Source organism: Comamonas sp. CMM02, assembly GCF_014851485.1.
GTDB lineage: Bacteria > Pseudomonadota > Gammaproteobacteria > Burkholderiales > Burkholderiaceae_C > Comamonas > Comamonas avium.
Map to the genome: position 1 here is coordinate 596,511 of NZ_JACUZW010000002.1, position 17,636 is coordinate 614,146.

Annotated in this window: 16 protein-coding genes; 9 read left to right on the forward strand and 7 right to left on the reverse strand. The window is 58.1% G+C overall.

Annotated features, from left to right (window positions below):
* Nucleotides 1–15: 15 nt before the first annotated feature.
* Together IB213_RS07910 and IB213_RS07915 are read right to left on the reverse strand one after the other, a co-directional pair.
* A complete protein-coding gene (locus tag IB213_RS07910; RefSeq protein WP_225214067.1) occupies nucleotides 16–1,104 on the reverse strand; it encodes a tartrate dehydrogenase in 1,089 nt (362 codons plus the stop codon).
* A gap of 164 nt (nucleotides 1,105–1,268) precedes the next feature.
* On the reverse strand, nucleotides 1,269–2,219 hold the full coding sequence (locus IB213_RS07915) for an MBL fold metallo-hydrolase (RefSeq protein WP_192405912.1): 951 nt from the start codon (nucleotides 2,217–2,219) through the stop codon (nucleotides 1,269–1,271).
* Between the two features lie 185 nt (nucleotides 2,220–2,404).
* Between IB213_RS07915 and IB213_RS07920 the strand changes: the two genes are divergently transcribed.
* On the forward strand, nucleotides 2,405–3,319 hold the full coding sequence (locus IB213_RS07920) for a LysR substrate-binding domain-containing protein (RefSeq protein WP_225561020.1): 915 nt from the start codon (nucleotides 2,405–2,407) through the stop codon (nucleotides 3,317–3,319).
* 319 nt (nucleotides 3,320–3,638) lie between these two features.
* Here IB213_RS07920 and IB213_RS07925 read toward each other — a convergent pair whose 3' ends face one another.
* The 3 genes from IB213_RS07925 to IB213_RS07935 all read right to left on the reverse strand — a co-directional run bounded on the left by IB213_RS07925 (nucleotide 3,639) and on the right by IB213_RS07935 (nucleotide 5,888).
* A complete protein-coding gene (locus IB213_RS07925; RefSeq protein WP_192405914.1) occupies nucleotides 3,639–4,085 on the reverse strand; it encodes a GatB/YqeY domain-containing protein in 447 nt (148 codons plus the stop codon).
* A 124-nt stretch (nucleotides 4,086–4,209) separates the two neighbouring features.
* Entirely contained in the window at nucleotides 4,210–4,422 is a 213-nt protein-coding gene (gene rpsU / locus IB213_RS07930; protein WP_191722884.1) for a 30S ribosomal protein S21, read from the reverse strand.
* Between the two features lie 188 nt (nucleotides 4,423–4,610).
* Nucleotides 4,611–5,888: an NAD(P)/FAD-dependent oxidoreductase gene (locus IB213_RS07935; RefSeq protein WP_192405915.1), complete on the reverse strand. Its 1,278-nt coding sequence runs from the start codon at nucleotides 5,886–5,888 to the stop codon at nucleotides 4,611–4,613.
* A gap of 148 nt (nucleotides 5,889–6,036) precedes the next feature.
* On the opposite strand from IB213_RS07935, the gene IB213_RS07940 reads away from it, so the two are divergent.
* Nucleotides 6,037–6,537, forward strand: a complete 501-nt coding sequence (locus tag IB213_RS07940; RefSeq protein ID WP_191722882.1) for an acyl-CoA thioesterase — start codon at nucleotides 6,037–6,039, stop codon at nucleotides 6,535–6,537.
* A 144-nt stretch (nucleotides 6,538–6,681) separates the two neighbouring features.
* Complete coding sequence (locus IB213_RS07945) at nucleotides 6,682–8,643, forward strand: PhoX family phosphatase (protein ID WP_192405916.1); 1,962 nt, start codon at nucleotides 6,682–6,684, stop codon at nucleotides 8,641–8,643.
* A 156-nt stretch (nucleotides 8,644–8,799) separates the two neighbouring features.
* Here IB213_RS07945 and cobA read toward each other — a convergent pair whose 3' ends face one another.
* On the reverse strand, nucleotides 8,800–9,600 hold the full coding sequence (gene cobA, locus IB213_RS07950) for a uroporphyrinogen-III C-methyltransferase (RefSeq protein WP_192405917.1): 801 nt from the start codon (nucleotides 9,598–9,600) through the stop codon (nucleotides 8,800–8,802).
* A complete protein-coding gene (gene ybiB, locus IB213_RS07955) occupies nucleotides 9,597–10,547 on the reverse strand; it encodes a DNA-binding protein YbiB (RefSeq protein WP_192405918.1) in 951 nt (316 codons plus the stop codon). The genes cobA and ybiB overlap by 4 nt, the downstream gene beginning before the upstream one ends.
* A 212-nt stretch (nucleotides 10,548–10,759) precedes the next feature.
* Between ybiB and IB213_RS07960 the strand changes: the two genes are divergently transcribed.
* The 6 genes from IB213_RS07960 (at nucleotide 10,760) to IB213_RS07985 (ending at nucleotide 17,617) form a co-directional block, all read left to right on the forward strand.
* Nucleotides 10,760–11,410 (forward strand): DUF937 domain-containing protein, encoded by a 651-nt coding sequence (locus IB213_RS07960; protein WP_192405919.1) that lies wholly within the window; start codon nucleotides 10,760–10,762, stop codon nucleotides 11,408–11,410.
* A 114-nt stretch (nucleotides 11,411–11,524) separates the two neighbouring features.
* Nucleotides 11,525–12,586 (forward strand): tRNA (adenosine(37)-N6)-threonylcarbamoyltransferase complex transferase subunit TsaD, encoded by a 1,062-nt coding sequence (tsaD, locus tag IB213_RS07965; RefSeq protein WP_192405920.1) that lies wholly within the window; start codon nucleotides 11,525–11,527, stop codon nucleotides 12,584–12,586.
* A 251-nt stretch (nucleotides 12,587–12,837) separates the two neighbouring features.
* A complete protein-coding gene (locus IB213_RS07970) occupies nucleotides 12,838–14,232 on the forward strand; it encodes an efflux transporter outer membrane subunit (protein WP_370551201.1) in 1,395 nt (464 codons plus the stop codon).
* 21 nt (nucleotides 14,233–14,253) lie between these two features.
* Nucleotides 14,254–15,639 (forward strand): efflux RND transporter periplasmic adaptor subunit, encoded by a 1,386-nt coding sequence (locus IB213_RS07975; protein WP_192405922.1) that lies wholly within the window; start codon nucleotides 14,254–14,256, stop codon nucleotides 15,637–15,639.
* Nucleotides 15,636–16,412, forward strand: a complete 777-nt coding sequence (locus tag IB213_RS07980) for an ABC transporter ATP-binding protein (RefSeq protein ID WP_192405923.1) — start codon at nucleotides 15,636–15,638, stop codon at nucleotides 16,410–16,412. The genes IB213_RS07975 and IB213_RS07980 overlap by 4 nt, the downstream gene beginning before the upstream one ends.
* Nucleotides 16,412–17,617 (forward strand): ABC transporter permease, encoded by a 1,206-nt coding sequence (locus IB213_RS07985; protein ID WP_191722873.1) that lies wholly within the window; start codon nucleotides 16,412–16,414, stop codon nucleotides 17,615–17,617. The genes IB213_RS07980 and IB213_RS07985 overlap by 1 nt, the downstream gene beginning before the upstream one ends.
* Nucleotides 17,618–17,636: the final 19 nt, after the last annotated feature.

The window sequence follows — 17,636 nt, forward strand, 5'->3', positions numbered from 1 at the left end:
GTGATGGCGCTGTGTTTATACCTTGGCAATCTGCGCAGCGATGGCCTCGCCCAACTGCGTGGTGCTGGCTGTGCCGCCCAGATCTGGAGTGAGTGCGCCACTCTTGAGGGTGTCTTCAATCGCCTTGACGATGGCATCGTGTGCAGCGCGCCATTGGCCTTGGCTGTGGCCCAGGAAATCTAGCATCAATGCGCCCGACCAGACCATGGCAATCGGGTTGGCAATGTTCTTGCCGTAGATATCGGGCGCTGAGCCGTGCACCGGCTCGAACAGGCTGGGGAACGTGCGCTCAGGGTTCAGGTTGGCAGAAGGCGCCAGGCCAATCGTGCCTGTGGTGGCGGGGCCCAGATCAGACAGAATGTCGCCAAACAGGTTGGTGGCGGCCACCACATCAAAGCGGCCGGGCTGCAGCACAAAGCGTGCGGTCAGGATGTCGATGTGCTGTTTGTCCAGCGTGATTTCGGGGTAGCCCTTGGCGACTTCGTCGGCACGGTTGTCCCACCAGGGCATGCTGATGGCAATGCCATTGCTCTTGGTGGCCAGCGTCACATGCTTTTTGCTGCGGCTTTGTGCCAGATCGAATGCGTATTTCAGCAGGCGGTCTGCGCCCTTGCGGGAATAAACCGACTCCTGAATGCAGATTTCGCGCTCCGTTCCTTCAAACATGATGCCGCCCAGCGCCGTGTATTCACCCTCGGTGTTCTCACGCACCACGTAGTAGTCAATGTCGCCGGGCTTGCGGCCGGCCAGCGGGCAGGGCACGCCTTCAAACAGGCGCACGGGGCGCAGGTTGATGTACTGATCAAACTCGCGGCGGAATTTGAGCAGCGAGCCCCACAGCGAGATGTGGTCAGGCACAGTGGCAGGCCAGCCCACGGCGCCAAAGAAAATGGCGTCCATACCCGAGAGCTGCGCTTTCCAGTCCTCGGGCATCATCTGGCCATGCTCGGCGTAGTAGTCGCAATGCGCCCAATCGAAGTGGTGAAACTCCAGCGGCAGGTTAAAACGCCGGGCTGCAGCTTGGAGTGCACGCAGCCCTTCAGGCATGACCTCTTTGCCAATACCGTCACCGGCGATCACTGCAATGTTCTTGACTGTAGACATCACACATCTTTCTCACAATTTCAGATGGGTCGATTGTTCACATGCTGCACATGTGTTCAAGGTGCTTTCTGTGGTTTGATTCTTTACGATATGTGTTTAAAGCGGTATGAAAAAACCCCGTGCTGCCAAGAGGCGGCACGGGGCTGCGGGCTTTGCAGTGGTGATTATTTAGGCATCCAGTTATAGCCATCGCCTGTCTGTTGAATGTGGCCAATCGAGGGCAGTGGAAAGTGGTAGCCACCAACCAAGCTGCGATCTTGCGCCAGGCGGGCCAGCAAAGCATGCCGTGTGGTGCGGGCCTGCTGCGGGTTCATATCGAACTGCACCTGCCAGTCCGGGTGTCGAACAAACAGTGCAGGGTAATGCGCCACATCGCCAATAAAAGTGAAACGATCGCTGCCAGAGCGTATGGCAATGGCCGTATGCCCCGGCGAGTGCCCAAAGGCAGGCACTGTTTCAAGACCAGGGGCGATGTTGGAGCCTGGAACAAACAGCTTGATCAGCTCGGGGGGGTAGTCTTTGAACACCCGGCGCACCGTCATGAATCCTCCGCGAGCCGTTTCGGGTGTCTGCTGCATGCGGGCGTCATCCATCCAAAATGCCATTTCAGGCTGAGGAATCCACACAGGTGTTTTGGGGTAAACCAAACTGCCATCTTTACGGCGCAAGCCGTTAATGTGGTCGCCATGCATGTGGCTGATGACGATGGCGTCCAAGCTTGCTGGCTCCATGCCTGCAGCGCGCATGTGTGTGTGCAGCAAGCCTGTACCGGGTGCACCATTGTCTGCAAAGCCCGTATCCAGCAAGTAGCGTTTGCCGTCCAGATCCACCACAAAGCATGTGTAGGGCACATCAATGTGGGTGGTAGGCAGGCCAGCTGCCTGCAATGCAGCCTGTACCTGATCTAGCGGCGCATTCTTGACAAAGCCTGCATCGAGTGCCCGCCGGGTCACCCCGTCGCTCACAGCGGTGACCCGGGCCTTGCCCACCTGATGGTGGTAATAGCCGGCTCCAATGGTATTGGCAGCTGGTGCAGATGTGGTGCATGCGCCCAGCACAGCGGTGGACGCCAGTCCTGTGCCCCAGACTAGACAGTCGCGACGAGAAATATCCATGAGGTTCATCCTTTGCGAGCGAGAAGATGGCCGGTGATATGCAGCGCAGGCAGCGCGCTGCAGGGCATTTTGGTGTTCAAGGCGAGGATCTAGCAAGTTACACCGGCCGCTTGTGGGGATGTGTGCGTGCGCAGCTGCATACAATGCAGCGTTTAAGCCTTGATTGCCTACATATCGTGCACAAAATGCCATCTCCCGATGATTTGCGCGTATTCATCACTGTGGTGCGCAAATCCAGCTTTGCGGCTGCGGCTGCGGCCCTGGAGGCATCGCCCGCCTATGTCAGCAAACGCATGCGTTTGCTGGAGACCGACTTGGGCGTCAAGCTGCTGCACCGTACAACGCGCCGCGTGGCGGTGACGCAAGAGGGTGAGCGCATCTTTCATTGGGCGCTGCGCATTCTGGATGACATGGAACACCTGCTGCAAGAAGCCCAAATCACGCCACGAGAACCGCGTGGCCTGCTGCGTGTCAGCAGCAGTTTTGGCTTTGGGCGCAGCGTAGTGGCCCCTGTGTTTTCACAACTGGCGTTGCGTTATCCCGCTTTACAGGTGCGGCTGGAAGTATTTGACAGGCTGGTAGATGTAGCCGCAGAAGGCTTTGACCTGGATGTGCGCGTGGGCGATGATATTGCGCCGCATTTGATCGCACGGCGGCTTGCCAGTAACCACCGTGTGCTGTGTGCGGCGCCCAGCTATCTGGCGAGCAGGGGAGTGCCAGGCAATCCGGATGAGCTGCCAGCTCACAACTGCCTGGTTATCAAGGAACGCGATCACCCATTCGGCGTCTGGCGGCTGCGCGCAGGTGCACAAGACCGCTCGGTGAAGGTGACGGGGCAACTACAGACCAATAACGGCGAGATGGCGACGCAGTGGGCGATGGATGGGCACGGGATTATTTTGCGCTCGGTCTGGGATGTGCAGCCGCAGCTCGAGAGTGGACGACTGGTACAGGTGATGCCTGGTTGGAGTCAGGAAGCCAATATCTGGGCCGTTTACCCCACACGCCTTAACCGGTCAACCAAGGTGCGCGTGGCGGTGGAGTTTTTGCATGCCCACTTTGAGAGCCGCGGAGTGGCGCCTGCGCCCCGTGAATCCTGATGCCTGCTGCTTGATGCCTGCTACTTGATGCCTGTTTTTCTTGCCGGGGGCGTAGAGGGGGGCATGCAGCGATGTCTGGGCATGCCCAGTACCAGATTGCACCGCTCGGGCGCGTATGTGTTCAATGTGGCTCATGCATGGGGCGCTGCCAGCCACTTGGCGTGCCAGTACAGGGGGCGTTTGTGCAAATTGCGCCAGCTTGCAATGAGGCGTGGCGCAGTCAGGTCGCCATTGCCAAGAGCGATTGGCCCTCATCACGTCTGTGGCGTACACAAAAAAAGAGCGCCATGCAGGCGCTCCTTTGGGCAATCCGCAGACCTTATTTGCTCAGTGCGGCCTTGACGGCGGCAGACACCAGTCCCATGTCGGCTTTACCCGAGAGCTTGGACTTTACCGCGCCCATCACTTTGCCCATGTCGCCAGGGCCGGTTGCACCGACTTCGGCCACGATAGCCTGAACGGCGGCGGTCACTTCCGCTTCAGACATGCGCTCGGGCAGGTAGGCCTTGAGCACTTCCATCTCGGCTTTTTCGATGTCAGCCAGATCTGAGCGGCTGGCAGTTTCAAACGCGGTGATGGAGTCTTTGCGCTGCTTGATCAGTTTGTCGACGATGGCAATCACGGCTGCGTCATCGAGCTCGACGCGCTCGTCCACCTCCTTTTGTTTGATCGCTGCTTGCAGCAGGCGAATCGTGCCCAGGCGTGCGCTGTCTTTGGCGCGCATGGCGGTCTTCATGTCTTCAGTAATTTGGGCCTTGAGGCTCATGGCGAACTCCTTCAGTGGAAGGTCACTGCACGATTGCAGTGGCCAGAAAACAAAAAACCCGCGCTTGGCGTCCCTAGCGCGGGTTTGCGGCTTTTAAGGGCCGACGAATCCTAACCTTGGAAGATTAATACATCTTCTTAGGCAGTTGCATGCTGCGCACGCGCTTGTAGTGACGCTTGACGGCAGCAGCCTTCTTGCGCTTACGTTCAGCTGTAGGCTTTTCGTAAAATTCACGAGCGCGCAGGTCTGTCAGCAGGCCCAGCTTTTCGATAGTGCGCTTGAAGCGGCGCAGGGCAACTTCATAGGGTTCGTTTTCTTTGACGCGGATGGTAGTCATTCAATTTCCAGATATCTGTGCTGACAGCGGGTTCTTGGGAGATCGGGCCTAAGAGCCATGTGCAGCGGTTGTTCCCCGTCTCTATTAACTAGTATGGCCGACGGGGTATTGCCAGCAAAGTCGAGCATTGTAGCGGATTTTGCAAAGGGTTCCGGGCTTGGTGCGCGCAATGCCCCAGCCAGGGGCCTTTACTGCGCTTGTGCAGGCTGCTGCGCCATGGCTTGTGCGCAGGCAAATGCACTGGCCCAAGCCCATTGGAAGTTGTAACCACCCAGCCAGCCGGTGATGTCCACCACCTCGCCAATGCAATACAGGCCGGGCTGGTTTTTGGCCTCCATGGTCTGCTGTGATAACGCTTTGGTATCCACGCCCCCCAGAGTGACTTCGGCTTTTTTATAGCCCTCGGAACCATTGGGGGTGATTTCCCAGCGCGACAACTGCTCGGCCAGTCTGGTCAGCGCTTTGTCACTGGCTTCATTGATGGGGCGCTGCAGCTCGGGCTGCTGGCTGGTCCAGGCGTCGGCCAGGCGGGTTGGCATGTGGGCAGCCAGTTCGTTGGCCACCAGCTTGCGGGAGCGGGCTTTGGCTTGTTGCAGCACTTCGGTCATGTCGGTGCCGGGCAGCAGGTTGATGTGCAGCGGTGTGTTGTCTTTCCAGTAGCTTGAAATTTGCAGCACAGCCGGGCCTGACAGACCCCGGTGGGTGAACAGCAGGTCTTCAAGAAAGCTCATTCGCTCTTTTTTACTGCCAGTGCTGATTTCAACGGGCAGTGCCAAACCTGCCAGTTGTGCATACGGTTTCCACGCATCGCCATCAAATGTCAGTGGCACCAGGCCTGCACGGCGTTCAATCAGTGGCAGTTTGAACTGCTGGGCAATGCGATAGCCAAAGTCGGTGGCCCCAATTTTTGGGATGGACAGGCCCCCCGTGGCAATCACCAGACGTGGGGCCGTGACAGTGCCACGGTCGGTTTGAATGGCATAGCTGCCCGCGCTGCCTGTATCAGTGCTAAGGGCTGAAAACGTAACTTTTTTCACACTGCAGGGCTGCCAGTGCTCTACGCCACCGGCTGCACATTCGGCCAGCAGCATGCGGATGATGTCTTCTGCAGAACGCTGCGCAAACAGCTGCCCCTTGTGTTTTTCTTCGTATGCAATGCCGTGTTTGTCGAGCAGTGCAATAAAGTCTGCGGGCGTGTAACGCGACAGGGCCGAGCGGCAAAACTGCGGGTTCTGGCCCACGTAGTGCTTGTGCGGGGCGCGAACATCCAGATCGCGGTTGGTGAAATTGCAGCGACCTCCACCAGAGATGCGGATTTTTTCAGCCACTTTTTCGGCATGATCGATCAAGAGCACCTTGAGCCCCTGTTGCCCGGCCTGCGCTGCGCAAAACAGGCCTGCAGCCCCTGCACCGATGATGACAGCGTCATAGGAAGAGGACGAGGAAGCGATGGTGTTTTCGGTCATAGGGCAAAGTGGCGGCTGAAAAAACAGCAGCCCGCAGTACACGCGGGCTGTGACGGCAGTGTAGTCAAGGGGCCAAGCCCCGTGGTAGCTGCGGGTTGCCCGGCACGCATCGTGCTTATTGGGCTGTCGATTCCTACAATTGCCCTCCATGAATTTGCCTGCCCACCAGCTCAGCATGACCGTGCTGATGACCCCCGATATGGCCAACTTTTCCGGCAATGTGCACGGGGGCGCCATTCTCAAAAAATTGGACGAAGTGGCATACGCCTGCGCCAGCCGTTATGCAGGGCGCTATTGCGTCACGCTGAGCGTGGATCAGGTGATGTTTTTACAACCCATTCACGTGGGGGAGCTGGTGACGTTCCTGGCGAGTGTGAACTACACCGGCACTTCGTCCATGGAAATTGGCATCAAGGTGATTGCGGAAGACATCCGTGGTCAGGTGGTGCGGCATGTGAATAGCTGCTTTTTCACCATGGTGTCTGTCGATGATGATCGCAAACCTGTATCGGTGCCGCCACTGCAGCCCGAGTCTGACGATCAAAAACGCCGCTGGCACGCTGCGCTGATTCGCAAAGAAATGCGCAAGGAAGTGGCCCAGCGCTTTGCGCAAACGCGCAATCCCGCCTCTCAGCCCATCAGTCACTGATTCTTTTCCCATGAGCAGCCCAAGGTGCGGGCTGCTGCGCGCGATGGGCGTCATCGATCTGACACGTTTTGTTCATGGCGTTGTCACAAGTTTTTCCAAGAATGCGAGGCATTGCCACACCTCTACCTTCAAGGAACGCCACGCATGAACAGCCCAGCTGCCCACATTGACAGCGAAGACATTTCTACCAACCTGAGCGCCAACCCTGAATTTCAGACTGTTGTTGACCGTGCTGTGTCGCGCCGGGGTTTCTTGCGCAGTGGCACGGGCCTTACGGCCGCCATGTTTCTGGGCTTAGGCGGTGGTCTGGCCGGCTGTGCCACATCCGCCAGCCATAGCAGCGGCAAACCTTTGATGGGTTTCAAAGCCATTCCCATTTCGACCAGCGACAGCCTGCAGATTGCACCCGGCTACACCGCCAGCGTTCTGGCCCCTTGGGGCACGGCGTTGATCGATGGTGCTCCCAATTTCAAGGGTGACGGCAGCGAAGACGCAGCTGTTCAGGCCCTTCAGGTGGGCGACAACCACGACGGCATTCACTTCTTTGCGCTGGATGGCAAGAACCATGAAGGCCTGCTGGTGATGAACCATGAGTACTGCACCGTGGATGAAAAAACGGGTGCCTATGTCTGGCTGTTTGGCAGCAAGGGCGGCGATGTGCGCAAGACGTGGAGCAAAGACAACGTGCACAAGTCCATGAATGCGCATGGTGTGTCGGTCATCCACATTCAAAAAAATGCCAAAGGCCAGTGGGACTTGGTCAAAGGCAGCGCTTACCACCGCCGTATCACTGCGTTTTCGGCCATGGAAATGACGGGCCCGGCCGCAGGCGATGCCTTGCTGCAAACCAAGGGCGATCCTTCGGGCCGCCGTGCACAAGGTACGTTCAACAATTGTGGCAATGGCTTTACACCTTGGGGCACTTACCTGACGTGTGAAGAGAACTTCAACAACTACTTTGGCACCAGCGGTGCTGAAGACCGCCGTAACGCCGCCCAAAAGCGCTATGGCCTGTCGGCCAAGGGCAGCACCTTTCAGTGGGAAAAGCACGAGGCACGCTTTGACTATGCCAAGGAGCCCAACGAATCCAACCGCTTTGGCTGGATTGTGGAGATCGATCCTTTCAACCCCGGCAGCATTGCACAAAAACGCACTGCGCTAGGCCGTTTCAAGCACGAGAATGCCGCCTTTGCCCTGAGCAAGGATGGCCGCGCTGTGGTCTACATGGGAGACGATCAGGTCAACGACTACATCTATAAATTTGTCTCGGATGGCAAGTACACCAAGGGTGGTGACAACAGCCAGTTGCTGGACAAGGGCAAGCTGTACGTGGCGCGTTTTGATGCGGGCAAGGCTGTGGGCGATTTTGCGGGTACGGGCCAGTGGCTGCTGCTGGACAAGCAGGCCAATCCCAAGCTGCAGGCCGATAGCAGTTTTGGCAATCAGGCTGCGGTGCTGGTGCATGCGCGCATGGCCGGTGACGTGGTAGGTGCCACCAAGATGGACCGCCCAGAGTGGGTGAGCGTGCACCCAAAGACAGGTGAGGTATACGTCACGCTGACCAACAACACCAGCCGCACTGTGGCAGACGAGGCCAACCCGCGCGCAAAGAATGTATACGGCCAGATTGTGCGCTGGCGTGAAGCTGGTGGCGATGCAGCTGCGACCACGTTTGAATGGGATATTTTTGTACTTGCAGGTAACCCCACTGTGCACACTGCCCCCAAAGACTTGCGTGCTGGCTCAGCCAACATCACAGCAGACAACACCTTCAACAGCCCTGATGGTCTGGCTTTTGATGCCGATGGCCGCCTGTGGATTCAGACCGATGGCAAGTACAGCAACCAGGGGGACTACGCCGGTCAGGGTAATAACCAGATGCTGTGCGCAGACCCGGTGACCAAAGAGATTCGCCGTTTCTTTGTCGGCCCCAAGGAGGCTGAGGTCACAGGCATTACGTTCACTCCAGACCACAAGACCATGTTCATCAACATTCAGCATCCGGGCGAAGAGGGCGACAGCCACTGGCCCGGTGGTGGCAACAGCATTCCACGCTCGGCCACAGTGGTCATCACCAAAGATGACGGCGGCGTAATTGGCACCTAAGTGGCAGCTAAGACGGTGTTCTAGAACATGTGCCTGCTTATCACAGGCATATGGCAAGGACTGCAACGGTGGTGGACGTTGCAGTCCTTGTTTTTTTAGTTAAGCATGCCTAAGGCGCTTGTGTGTAAAGCGTTAGCAGCTCTGTATTTAGCAGATTTAGCAGATTGCCTGCCTTGTGTCAGGCATGGGCATTTGCTGTGCCCAGGCGGCGACGCCTTGCACCACATCGCCAATCACCAGGACGCTGGGGCTGGCCAGATTTTCTGTGTGCAGCGTTGTAGCCAGCTCGTGCAAGGTGGTGATGGCGTGGCGCTGATGGGGCAAGCTGGCATGCTGAATGATGGCGGCAGGCATGCTGGCGGGTAGCCCGCCTGCTTGCAGCTCAGCCGTGATGTGTTCTACAGAGCTGACGCCCATGTAAATCACGACCGTCAGCTTGGCTGCTTGCGCGGTAGCCGCCAGAGAGCGCCAGTCGGTGCCCGTGTCACCGGGTTTGGCGTGGCCGGTAATAAAAACGACGCCATGGGCATGCGCGCGGTGAGTCAGCGGCGCACCCAGACTGGTCAGACCAGCCAGACCAGCAGTGATGCCATTGATGACCTGCACCTCAATGCCTGCTGCGCGCAGGTGCTCCACCTCTTCACCACCACGGCCAAAGATGAAAGGATCGCCCCCCTTGAGGCGCACAACGTGCTCGCCCTGGCGCACTTCGGTTTCCATCAGCTTTTCAATGAAAGCCTGAGGCGTGCTCTTGCAGCCACCACGCTTGCCAACATAAATGATGCGAGCCTGGGGGGAGGCAAAGTCAACAATCTCTTGCGAGACCAAGTCATCCACCAGCAGCACGGTGGCCGATTGAATGGCTTTGCATGCCTTGATGGTCAGCAGTTCTGGGTCGCCCGGGCCTGCACCCACCAGGGTGCAGGAACCATGTTTGGAGTGTGCGCTGGCGTTCATGCTTGCGCTCCTGCAGTGGCCGCATGGGCCGTCAGTTGGCGGTGCAGGTCAACAATGACTTGCACCTGGGTGGCAATCGGCGCAGGCACTGGCCGCTCACCATTCAGTACTTCCCGCGTATAGGCTGCGGTAGCTGCTGCATCCAGACCAGATGGCAGCTGCGGTGCTGCAGGTACAGAGCCGCCTTCGTTGCTCAGTGTCAGCAAGGTTTTGCCATGCAAGATGCCGCGCATCATGGGCTGGCGGCGGGGGTCGGCAACTGGCTCTCCTTCCATGCCGCGCAGCAGCAAAGCATGGCTGCCAGCCTCTGCGTGGGTTTGCTCCATGCTGATGCTGTACTCCGGATGCGTGTAGCAGCCCACGACCAAGCTGGTAGTGCCACTGGTAGCCAGTGGATTCATGTGTTTGACCAAGCTGTGTGCAGGGTTGCGCAAGCCGATGGTGGCGCGGGCATCCAGCAAATCGGCCAAGCCAGGCAGCAAAGCACGTGTATGTATGCTGATCAGTTCACCGGGCTGGGGTGTGGTCAGCGTTGTGACAGGCGTGTGATTTAACTGCTCCAGCACTTGTGCTGCCGTCACGCGGCTACCTTCTGTGGTGCTGCCGTGCAAAAGCACGGGCAAACCTTCGCGTACCAGCAGCAATGCCAGCAAAGGCGTGAGCACGGGGAGGCGCCGCGCGCCGTTGTAGCTAGGAAGCACGATCACTGGTGAGGCGCCTGCAGCGCTGCGTGGCAGGCGTGCGTGCACTGCATCCATGAAACCGGCCATCTCTTGCGCTGTTTCGCCCTTGATACGCATAGCCAGGCAAAACGCACCAACTTGCAGTGGCTGCGCCTGTCCATCCAGCACCCAGCCCAAAAGCTCGCAGGCTTGTGCGCGAGAAAGTGCGCGTGCGCCGTCTTTGCCGCGCCCGATTTCCTTGAGATATTGCTGGATGGTGCTCATGGGTATCTATAAAAGTATTTTTGACATTCTGAATGAGTTTTTATATCTATTGGTTATATGAAAATGACGAGCTTGTCAGTGCAATGCTTCTGTCCAACCTTGGCAATGTCAGGCATTGGCTCGATTTGCGGACCAGGGCTCAGCAAGGGCTGCAGACCACCGCATACTGCGCAGCATATTGTGTGTTGCAAGACCAAATCTAGGAGTAAGTAATGAACCAGCAGCAATCTTTGGTGTCTGACTTGATGGCTCAGTTGCAAGGTGCACCCATGCAGCAAATGGCACAGCAACTGGGAGCCAACAGCCAGCAAATGCAATCGGCGGTCGAGACGGCGCTGCCCCTGTTGTTGGGCGCATTGGGCAATAACGCCGCCAAACCCCAAGGCGCTGCTGATTTGTTCGGTGCTTTGCAGCGTGACCACGGCAGCGCCATGCCCCAGGGCCTGGGGGATCTGGGTGGCTTGCTAGGGTCCATGCTGGGAGGAGGACAGTCGCCTGCCTCCAGCGCCGGCAGCAATCCTTTGGGTGATGGCGCGGCCATCCTGGGGCATATTTTTGGTAGCAAGCGCCAAACTGCTGAAAGTGGATTGGGGCAAGCCACTGGTTTAGGCAATAACGCTGGTCAGCTGCTGGCGATGCTGGCCCCCATCGTGATGGCATTCCTTGCCAATCGTGTCAAGGCTGGCGGCATGGATGCAAGCAGCTTGGGACAAACCTTGGAGCAAGAGCGCCAGCAAGTGCAGCAGCAAGGCGGTCTGGGTGGTGATTTGCTGGGCAGCTTGCTGGACCAAAATGGCGATGGCAAGCTGGATGTGGGCGATCTGTTCAAGCTGGGGGGCAGCTTCTTGAGCGGCCGCCGTTGAACTGCGTATGGCTTCAGAAAAGGCACCTACGGGTGCTTTTTTCTTGCCTGCAGCACAAGGCCATTGATCGCAGGACCGTGCTTTGAATGGGCGGCAGTTCTACACTTGCAGGTTATGAGTCAGCTGATCTTGGGTATTGAATCTTCGTGCGATGAAACGGGTGTGGCTTTGGTCCATATGCCGCAAGACAGTGGCGTGCCCACTTTGCTCTCGCATGCATTGCACAGCCAAATTGATATGCATCGGGCGTATGGCGGTGTTGTGCCTGAGCTGGCCAGTCGAGACCATATTCGCCGGGTGCTGCCGCTGACCAAGCAGGTCCTGGAAGATGCAGGTAAAACCCTGCAAGACATTGATGTGGTGGCGTTCACGCGGGGTCCCGGTTTGGCCGGCGCTTTACTGGTAGGGGCAGGGGTAGCCTGTGCTTTAGCCGCCGCGCTGGACAAACCCGTGCTGGGCGTACATCACCTGGAAGGGCACTTGCTCTCTCCATTTTTGAGTGAAGACCCGCCTCAGTTTCCCTTTATTGCGTTGCTGGTCTCGGGTGGACATTCACAGCTGATGCGTGTGGATGGGGTGGGCAGCTACGAAATTCTGGGTGAAACGATTGACGATGCAGCGGGAGAAGCTTTTGACAAATCGGCCAAGGTGATGGGGCTGCCATACCCAGGTGGCCCTATTTTGTCCAAGCTGGCTGAAAGTGGTGACCCGCAAGCCTTCAAGCTTCCACGCCCCTTGCTGCACAGTGGCGATTTGGATTTTTCGTTTGCTGGCTTGAAAACCGCTGTGCTGACACAGGCCAAGAAACTGGGCGATGAGCTGGAGGCGCGCAAGGCCGATTTGGCTGCCAGCACCCAGGCCGCCATTGTGGATGTACTGGTTAAAAAAACCATCAATGCGCTCAAGCAAACCGGCATGAGCCGTGTAGTGGTGGCCGGTGGGGTGGGTGCCAACAAGCTGTTGCGTGAACAGTTGAATGCAGAGTGCGCCAAACGCAAAATTCGTGTGCACTATCCGGAGCTGCATTTGTGCACGGACAATGGCGCCATGATTGCCATGGCTGCGGCCATGCGCATGCAGGCGGGTCAACAGCAACCCAGTAAGACCTATGCGTTCGATGTGAAGCCCCGCTGGCCGCTTGATGCCATCGCAGAGCCTACAGACAACGCTGACTAAATGGCGCCATGCAACCGAACGAGCCCTCTGATGAGGGCTTTTTTTTGGAGGATTCGCGGCACTTTGAGGCTTGCTTTACCAAAGCTTCACGAGGCTTTTGCTGTGGCCGTACATAGCCTCTGCACAATCGCGGTTAGAAACAAGCCATTACGCTTTATTGCTTTCTCAGCATGCAGAAAAAATACACCCTCTTTTCTCTCAGCCGGCCACCGCGCACGTGGGCACTGCCTTTGGCATTGGCCTGTGCGGTGATGGCTACCGGTTGTAGCCACACGTCACAGTTTGCAGGGCAAAGTCAATCAGTTGCTGTGCCCGAGCAGTGGCACAGCACTGCAGCGCCGCTGCCATCTTCAAGCCCTGAGGACTTGAGCCGCTGGTGGCAACGCTTTGGCGACGTGCAAATGAGCAAGTTGATTGAGCAGGCATTGCAGGCGAACCCCAGCGTGCAGACTGCACAGGCATCTTTACGGCAAGCCCGTGCTCAACTCAGCCTGAGTGAGGCGAATCGATTGCCAAGTGCCAGCGCCAGCACTGGCGGAAACCGCAGCAAGCGGGAGCCCAGCTCTGCAAGCAATAGTTTCAGTGCTGGTATTGATGCCAGCTGGGAGCCCGATCTTTGGGGTATGCAAGCCAATGCGGTGAAAGCAGGTGAAGCGAACGTCGCAGCCGCCTTGGCCACGCTGGAAGGTGCGCATGTCGCGCTGGCGGCTGAAGTCGCCCAAAACTACATTCAATTGCGCAGTCTGCAAAACCGTCTGCGCATTGCGCAAGACAACCTGGGTATTCAGCGCGAGAACCAGCAAATCACGCAGTGGCGCGTGCAGGCGGGGCTGGCGACTTCGCTGGATTCCGAGCAGGCACGGTCATCCACGGCGCAAACGGCTGCGCAGATTCCATCTTTGCATGCATCGCTGACGCAAACAGGTCATGCCCTTGCCATCTTGACGGGTCAGGTACCAGCCGCGCTTGAGTTGGCATTGCGCGAGTCCAAGCCTTTGCCGGTAGCCCCTGAAAATCTGGCCATGACATTGCCTGCGGACACGCTGCGCCAGCGCCCTGACGTGCGGGTGCAGGAGCAAAAAGTGATTGCTGCGCTGGCCAACTTGTCAGCCCAGGAGCGTGCAAATTTCCCGAGCCTGCGCTTGTCAGGCTCTTTGGGTTTGAGTGCTGCAACATTTGCTGCGCTGGGAACCAGTGGTGCCACGCTTGCAACCAGCATTGCGGCCAGCCTGTCACAAACTTTGTTTGATGGCGGTGCCAACAGTGCGCGTGTGCAGGAGCGTCAGGCGGCTGTAGAGATTGCGCGCATCAATTACCGCGCCACGGTGCTGACGGCACTGCAGGAGGTGGAGGACGCGCTGGTGCAGTTGCAAGGCGACAAAGAGCGCGTTGTGCAATTGCAGGTAGCACAAGAAGCTGCGAGCAATGCGCAACTGCTGGCCAATCAGCGATACAGCAGTGGTCTGGTGGACTTTCAGACAGTGCTGGATACCCAGCGCACCTTGCTGACTTCACAAGACAGTGTGGCGACTGCGCAAGCGGCTATCAGCACCGACTACGTACGCCTTTACAAGGCGCTGGGCGGCGGCTGGCAGCCGCTGGCAATAGATGGCCAAGTATTGAACTCAGCATCGACTCAGCCCTGAAAAGAATCAACGGAATCAACAATGAGCAAGAAAAAATCCGCAAGCACATCCCAAGACGTGCAAGAACTTTTAGGTGATGGATTGACACGCCGCTGGTGGCAAAGCCCCACTTTGTGGATCGGTGTCGTGGCTTTGGCCGGCGCTGCAGGCGCTTACCTGTACTGGCAGCAGCAGCAAAAGGCCAATGCCAAGCCGGTGTATGTGACGGAAGCGGTCAAGCGTGGAGATCTTTCCTTGACCGTGCTGGCCAATGGCACGCTGCAGCCCACGCGCACAGTGAATGTCGGCTCTGAGCTGTCGGGGACGGTACGCAACGTACTGGTGGATGTGAATGATGCCGTCAAAAAAGGCCAGGTGCTGGTGGAGCTGGATACCGACAAACTGCAAGCGCAGCTCAATCGTTCCAAAGCTTCGGTGATGTCAGCGCAAGCCCGTTTGCAGCAGTCGCAGGCAACGCTCAAAGAATCGCGCTCCAACTTTGCACGGTTGCAGGAAGTGCACCGTATCTCCGGGGGGAAAGTGCCCTCGGCTGCAGAGATGGATGCAGGGCAAGCCACGGTGGAGCGCTCGATTGCGGATGAAGCTGCTGCGCGTGCTTCCGTAGATGATGCCCGGGCGGCGCTGAAAACGGACGAAACCAATTTGTCCAAAGCGTCTATCAAGTCCCCGATTGATGGCGTGATTCTCACGCGCACGGTAGATCCAGGTAACGCGGTGGCGGCTTCCTTGCAAGCGGTGACTTTGTTTACTGTGGCTGAAGACTTGAAGAAGCTGCGTCTGGAAGTGTCTGTGGATGAGGCTGATATTGGGCAGGTTCAAGCCGGCCAGCGCGCCAGTTTCACGGTGAGTGCGCATCCATCGCGCACTTATCCAGCCAAGGTCACTCGTGTGGACTATGGCTCTACCAAGACTGACAACGTAGTGACATACCTGGCGCGGCTGGAAGTGCACAACGAAGACTTGTCGCTGCGCCCTGGCATGACAGCCTCTTCCACCATCCGCTCAAGCGAACGCAAGGATGTGATCCTGGTGCCGAATGCTGCCTTGCGCTTTACCCCGGTAGGTATGCAGGCTCCTGCTGTTCCTGGCGCGCCTGCGGGGGCTGCAGGCGAGCGTGGTCCACGCGCACAAGGTCAGGGTGGCCCGGGTGCAGCACCGGGTGCCAGCGGTGGCGGCATCATGGGGCAGCTGATGCCTCAGCGGATGCGATCGAGCCGTGGCGTTGGTGGCAGCCAGGCCCTGGGTGTGGGGCAGACGCGCTATGTCTGGGTGCTAGAGGGTGGTGCGCCAGTTGCTGTGCAAGTGAAAACGGGTATCAGCGACGGTCGAATCACTGAAGTGGAAAGTGACAAACTGGCTGAAGGCGTGCAGGTTATCACCGACCAGCGCAATGGAGCAGCGCGATGACACAAGCGCCAACGCAAGACAGCGGTGGCATGCCGCTGATCAGGCTTCGCAACATCGTCAAGGTGTACGGTGAAGGCGGATTGGCGTTCAAGGCACTCAAGGGTTTTGATCTGGACATTGATCAGGGCGACTTTGTGGCCATCATGGGCCCCAGTGGCTCGGGCAAGTCCACCGCCATGAACACGCTGGGGTGTCTGGACAGACCCACGTCTGGCGAATACCTGTTCAAGGGTGTGCATGTCGAAGACTTGGACCGTGATGAGCGCGCCCGCCTGCGCCGCCGCTACTTTGGCTTTGTGTTTCAGGGCTTTCACCTGCTGCCGCGCACTACGGCGCAGGAAAATGTGGAGCTGCCGCTGCTTTATCGCGGGGAAACCGCAACGCAGCGCCATACCGCCGCCGCCAGGGCACTGGATGCCGTCGGCTTGAAGGGCTGGGAACACCATACGCCATCTGAACTCTCGGGTGGTCAGCAGCAGCGTGTGGCGATTGCACGGGCCATCGTGAGCAACCCTGTGGTGCTGCTGGCCGACGAACCTACCGGTAATCTGGATACGCAGCGCAGTGAAGAAATCATGGAGCTGCTGTGGAAGCTCAACCATGAGCAAGGCATCACGGTGCTGATGGTGACGCACGAGCCAGAAATGGCCGCTTACGCGCGGCGCATTGTGCGCTTCAAGGATGGTTTGCTAGATACCGATATGCGCAATGAACCGATGATGCTGCGACAAAAGACAGCTTCTGCCGAAGCTGTGAATGGGGAGGACGCCTGATGTTTGGCAACACCATCTTGCTGGCGCTGCGCTCCATTCGTCGCAACCTGCTGCGCTCTTTTCTGACCATTTTGGGCATTGTGATCGGGGTCAGCGCGGTGATCACCATGGTCACTTTGGGCAATGGTGCGACCGTGGCGGTGCAGACGCAGATTCAAGGCCTGGGTACCAACTTGCTGCAGATTCGTGCAGGCATGCGCATGGGGCCCGGCGCAGCACCGGCACCAGCTTTCAAAGATACGGATGCGCTGGCGATTGAGCAGCAAATTGGCGGTATTGCCGCCGTTGCCCCTGAAGCGCGATCCAGCGTGACGCTGGTGGCGGATGGACGCAACTGGTCGTCCACTGTGATTGGGAGCAACAACGAGTGGTTTAAAACGGGCAACTGGAAGCTGTCACAAGGCCGTGCGTTCACCGATGAGGAGCTGCGTGCAGGCGCTTCGGTGTGCGTGATTGGTTCGACCTTGCACCGCGAGCTGTTCCAGGGCACGGCTGACGTTCTGGGGCGTGCGCTGCGCGTCAAGGCTTTTTCCTGCACCATCATCGGCGTGCTGGAATCCAAAGGCCAGGGCGCTTTTGGCAACGATCAGGACGACCAGGTCTTGATTCCCTTGAAGACCTTGCAGCGCCGTGTCACGGGCAACACCCGTGTCAGCACCTTGCTGGTTTCCATGGCCGATGACAGCGACCCTGAACGCGTCAAAACCAGCCTGCGCGACTTGCTGCGTGAGCTGCGCAAGCTGGCCCCTAGCGATGAAGACAACTTCAATGTGCTGGACACCAAGCAACTGGCTGACACCATGGCGGGCACCACCAAGGTCATGACCACCTTGCTGGGGGCGGTGGCAGCAGTGAGCTTGCTGGTAGGCGGTATTGGCATCATGAACATCATGCTGGTCAGCGTGACAGAGCGTACCCGGGAGATTGGCTTGCGCCTGGCGATTGGTGCGCTGGAGCGTGAGGTACTGCTGCAGTTTCTGATTGAAGCGGTGGTGCTGGCTGCGCTGGGGGGCTTGATTGGGATTGCGATTGCTGCGGTGGCTTCTGTGGGGCTGGCGCAGGTAATGCAGGTGCCTTTCATCTTTAACCCGATGGTGAATGCGCTGTCGTTTGTGTTTTCTGCCGCAATCGGTGTGGTGTTTGGCTACTTTCCAGCGCGCCGGGCTGCGCAGCTAGACCCGATTGAAGCTCTGCGCCATGAATAAAGCACACAGTTAATGGCAA

Bases quoted from the DNA above. Each gene is read 5' to 3' on its own strand.
- IB213_RS07980 (WP_192405923.1), top strand. From the start codon at position 15,636: ATGACACAAGCGCCAACGCAAGACAGCGGTGGCATGCCGCTGATCAGG.
- ybiB (WP_192405918.1), bottom strand. From the start codon at position 10,547: ATGAGCACCATCCAGCAATATCTCAAGGAAATCGGGCGCGGCAAAGAC.
- IB213_RS07985 (WP_191722873.1), top strand. From the start codon at position 16,412: ATGTTTGGCAACACCATCTTGCTGGCGCTGCGCTCCATTCGTCGCAAC.
- IB213_RS07925 (WP_192405914.1), bottom strand. From the start codon at position 4,085: ATGAGCCTCAAGGCCCAAATTACTGAAGACATGAAGACCGCCATGCGC.
- IB213_RS07940 (WP_191722882.1), top strand. From the start codon at position 6,037: ATGAATTTGCCTGCCCACCAGCTCAGCATGACCGTGCTGATGACCCCC.
- IB213_RS07920 (WP_225561020.1), top strand. From the start codon at position 2,405: ATGCCATCTCCCGATGATTTGCGCGTATTCATCACTGTGGTGCGCAAA.
- IB213_RS07935 (WP_192405915.1), bottom strand. From the start codon at position 5,888: ATGACCGAAAACACCATCGCTTCCTCGTCCTCTTCCTATGACGCTGTC.
- IB213_RS07945 (WP_192405916.1), top strand. From the start codon at position 6,682: ATGAACAGCCCAGCTGCCCACATTGACAGCGAAGACATTTCTACCAAC.
- cobA (WP_192405917.1), bottom strand. From the start codon at position 9,600: ATGAACGCCAGCGCACACTCCAAACATGGTTCCTGCACCCTGGTGGGT.
- rpsU (WP_191722884.1), bottom strand. From the start codon at position 4,422: ATGACTACCATCCGCGTCAAAGAAAACGAACCCTATGAAGTTGCCCTG.
- IB213_RS07910 (WP_225214067.1), bottom strand. From the start codon at position 1,104: ATGTCTACAGTCAAGAACATTGCAGTGATCGCCGGTGACGGTATTGGC.
- IB213_RS07970 (WP_370551201.1), top strand. From the start codon at position 12,838: ATGGCTACCGGTTGTAGCCACACGTCACAGTTTGCAGGGCAAAGTCAA.
- IB213_RS07960 (WP_192405919.1), top strand. From the start codon at position 10,760: ATGAACCAGCAGCAATCTTTGGTGTCTGACTTGATGGCTCAGTTGCAA.
- IB213_RS07975 (WP_192405922.1), top strand. From the start codon at position 14,254: ATGAGCAAGAAAAAATCCGCAAGCACATCCCAAGACGTGCAAGAACTT.
- tsaD (WP_192405920.1), top strand. From the start codon at position 11,525: ATGAGTCAGCTGATCTTGGGTATTGAATCTTCGTGCGATGAAACGGGT.
- IB213_RS07915 (WP_192405912.1), bottom strand. From the start codon at position 2,219: ATGGATATTTCTCGTCGCGACTGTCTAGTCTGGGGCACAGGACTGGCG.